Source organism: Cysteiniphilum halobium (assembly GCF_003574425.1).
GTDB classification, from domain to species: Bacteria; Pseudomonadota; Gammaproteobacteria; order Francisellales; family Francisellaceae; genus Caedibacter; species Caedibacter halobius.
Genome location: NZ_QLIU01000066.1, coordinates 1 through 1,158, shown reverse-complemented (window position 1 = coordinate 1,158; position 1,158 = coordinate 1). Strand labels below are relative to the sequence as shown.

Here is a 1,158-nt window from a genome sequence, read left to right as displayed (position 1 = left end):
ACACTCAGCGGGAATTGCTGTAGATAAGTATCTTAAAACATGATGCTTAAAAAGGAGGCGAGTGCTAAGGCTAAATAGTTTAATAAATTCAATAGTGATCAGTACAATCAACTCTTATCTCTTATCTTTATAATTAATATTAAAATCATTCTTTATTTTTATATTTTTTGATCTATATTTTTCTGTGGATGGGCAAATATTTGGGGAAGATAATGCGAGACGACCAACAAAATACTGCGTTATTAGCATTGATACAAGTAGCCAGTTTATATCAAGTGGCATTGGATCCTAAAACAGTTTTTCATCAGTTTGCTGTAGATGGCATATTTGAGCATATGGCATTGCTGCGAGCACTTAAAGCTAATGATTTTTATGCCAAAGAGATAAGCTGTGATATCGAGAGTATTAAGTCATCTGCTTTACCGGCAATTATTATTGGCAAAAGCAATTATTTCGTTTTGGTAGGTGTTAATGACCAGCAGGAGTATCTTGTTATTTTAGCTAATAGTAGTGAGTTGATCAGTTTATCGTCTGCTGAATTTAGTCAATTGTTTAACGGTAAAGTCATTTATCTTAATCCTAAAAATAATCCTTCGAAAGATAAGGTATTTAATATCAAATGGTTTATTCCCGCATTATGGAAATATAAACACGTTTTTCGCGATGTGCTTATTGCTTCATTTTTCTTGCAGTTATTTGCTTTAGTGACACCACTATTTTTTCAGGTGGTGATGGATAAAGTTGTTGTGCATCAAGCCTTAACTACGCTGGAAATCTTAGCAATTGGTTTTGTTGCTGTGAGTATTTTTGAGGTAATTTTAGGTGCAATTCGTACCTATTTGTTTGCACATACGACAAGTCGTGTTGATGTTGAGTTGGGTACTAAACTATATCAGCATTTATTAAGTTTGCCTTTAGCCTATTTTGAGGCGCGGCAAGTGGGTTTAAGCGTCGCACGTGTTAAAGAGCTTGATAGTATTCGTGAGTTTTTAACCAGTAGTGCATTGACATTGATTATTGATCTTGGGTTTACCTTTATCTTTTTTGCGGTCATGTGGTTTTATTCAGCTAAGTTAACATTAATCGTATTGGCAACTATTCCTTGTTATGTTGTCTTATCACTTTTGATTACACCCATATTATAGTCATTCCAAAATA

The 1,158-nt window shown here is 33.9% G+C and carries 1 protein-coding gene; it reads left to right on the top strand.

The window, feature by feature from the left end; genetic code table 11:
- The first annotated feature begins 212 nt into the window (after nt 1-212).
- A complete protein-coding gene (locus DNK85_RS10395) occupies nt 213-1,145 on the top strand; it encodes an ABC transporter transmembrane domain-containing protein (protein WP_162896678.1) in 933 nt (310 codons plus the stop codon).
- Nucleotides 1,146-1,158 lie beyond the last annotated feature (13 nt).

What these genes read in the sequence shown, in the direction of transcription:
- DNK85_RS10395 (WP_162896678.1), top strand. Translation starts at nt 213, where the DNA reads ATGCGAGACGACCAACAAAATACTGCGTTATTAGCATTGATACAAGTA.